This window comes from Bacillus sp. P4_D3, assembly GCF_056401855.1.
Genome location: NZ_JBFUIN010000559.1, coordinates 1 through 2,022, shown reverse-complemented (window position 1 = coordinate 2,022; position 2,022 = coordinate 1). Strand labels below are relative to the sequence as shown.

Here is a 2,022-nt window from a genome sequence, read left to right as displayed (position 1 = left end):
CCGCTGACATGATCTTGTTCCAAAATGAAGTATTTGGTCCGATTTTAGCGGTTAGTACGTTCGAAACAGAAGAAGAAGCGATTGCCCTTGCCAATAACACCTCTTACGGGTTAGCTGCTTCTTTTTATAGCCAAAATGTACAGCGGACGATGCGCGTGGCACGTGCCATTAAAGCTGGAACCGTTTCTGTGAATGGTTTTAGTGAAGGGGATATCACCACCCCATTTGGTGGCTTTAAACAATCTGGCTTTGGTGGCAAAGACAATGGATTAGAAGCTTTTGAACAATATGTGCGGACAAAAGTGATTTGGTACGTTCAATCATAATAATCTGRATTTTCTTTTTGGGGGGGAGTAAACATGGGGAAAACAGATAATAAGCAACTAAAAAAAGTTGTTGTTGCATCGATGATTGGATCTGTGGCTGAATGGTATGAATTTTTCTTATACGGAACCGCTTCTGCTCTTGTTTTTGGAGAATTATTTTTCCAACAAACGGGAAATGCTATTGACGGTATCCTGGCTGCATTTGCTCTTTATGCGGTAGGCTTTGTAGCTAGACCTATCGGCGGACTTGTTTTTGGTCATTATGGTGATAAAATTGGGCGTAAAAATTTATTACAGATTAGTTTAATTATCGTTGGAATAACGACTTTCTTAATGGGATGTATTCCGACATTCAGTAGTATTGGGTATTGGGCTCCGATTTTACTCGTTACTTTACGTTTAATTCAAGGATTTGCTTTTGGTGGGGAATGGGGTGGAGCTGTTATTTTAGTATCTGAGCACAGCCCTAGTGATAGACGTGGGTATTGGGCAAGCTGGCCCCAGGCAGGCGTGCCATTAGGGAATTTAATAGCAACAATTATCCTTTTACTTTTATCTAAAAATTTAAGCCCAGAGCAATTTATGGACTGGGGTTGGCGTGTAGCATTTTGGTTCTCTGCTGTTGTCGTCCTAATTGGTCTTTGGATTCGTAAAAGTGTAGACGATGCCCCTATTTTCAAAGAATCACAAGAAAAACAAGCTCAATTAGAAAAACAACAATTAGGTATTATAGAAGTGATTAAAGACCATAAAAAAGCGATTATTGCTGGTATTGGAGCTCGTTTTGCAGAAAACATCTTATACTATATAGTTGTCACTTTCTCTATTAGTTATTTAAAACTTGTGGTCGATAAAGATACTTCACAAATTTTATTATTAATGTTTGGTGCTCATGCAATTCACTTTTTCCTCATCCCCTTAATGGGACACTTAAGTGATGTGTGGGGACGGAAGCCAATCTATATGACAGGAGCCGTTTTAACTGCATTTTGGGGATTTATCGGGTTTCCAATGATGGATACAGGAAATGATTGGTTAATTATGACTGCCATTACTATTGGTTTATTCATACAATCGATGACGTATGCACCATACTCCGCATTAATGACAGAGTTATTTCCAACGCACATCAGATATACAGCTTTGTCTTTATGTTATCAAGTAGCACCAATTTTGGCAGGATCATTGGCACCATTAATTTCATTAAGTCTCCTAAATAAATTTAATAGCTCCATCCCAATTTCAATTTATTTAGTCATCTCAAGTATTATTTCAATTTCATGTATCATGTTAGTAAAAGAAACAAAAGGTAAATCACTCACGTTTAAGAAAGCACAGTAAATATTTTCGTAAGCCATATACAATCGCTTTAAAACGGTTGATTTAAAATAAAGATTGATAAGAATGGCCTCTTAGGACAGCATGTCTCTAAGAGGCCATTTTCTATCTTTCTGATATTTCAAGAGGTGTATTATTTGTTAGCATCAAACTTCCTCCAACTACTGTGGGTTTAAAGTAAGGTTCGATAATTTATAAATCAGTCTGATCATTAATAATAAAGATTGATAATTTGTAAAAAGTTTAATCAAAAGATCTAGTAGCTTTATGTGTATGGGTGATGCTTATGTAGGAATGATTGATGAAGTGCCAGCTCGTGTAATTGTTCATCGGTTAACAAAACAACAGCAACAAAAAC

Annotated in this window: 2 protein-coding genes; both read left to right on the top strand. The window is 36.8% G+C overall.

All coding sequences use genetic code 11. The annotated features are described in order from the left end of the window. Positions 1-326: aldehyde dehydrogenase family protein (locus tag AC1DTM_RS24050; RefSeq protein ID WP_477001061.1), on the top strand; the 326-nt coding region annotated here is incomplete at its 5' end. A 33-nt stretch (positions 327-359) separates the two neighbouring features. Then, on the top strand, positions 360-1,667 hold the full coding sequence (abaF, locus tag AC1DTM_RS24045; protein ID WP_002110969.1) for a fosfomycin efflux MFS transporter AbaF: 1,308 nt from the start codon (positions 360-362) through the stop codon (positions 1,665-1,667). Positions 1,668-2,022 lie beyond the last annotated feature (355 nt).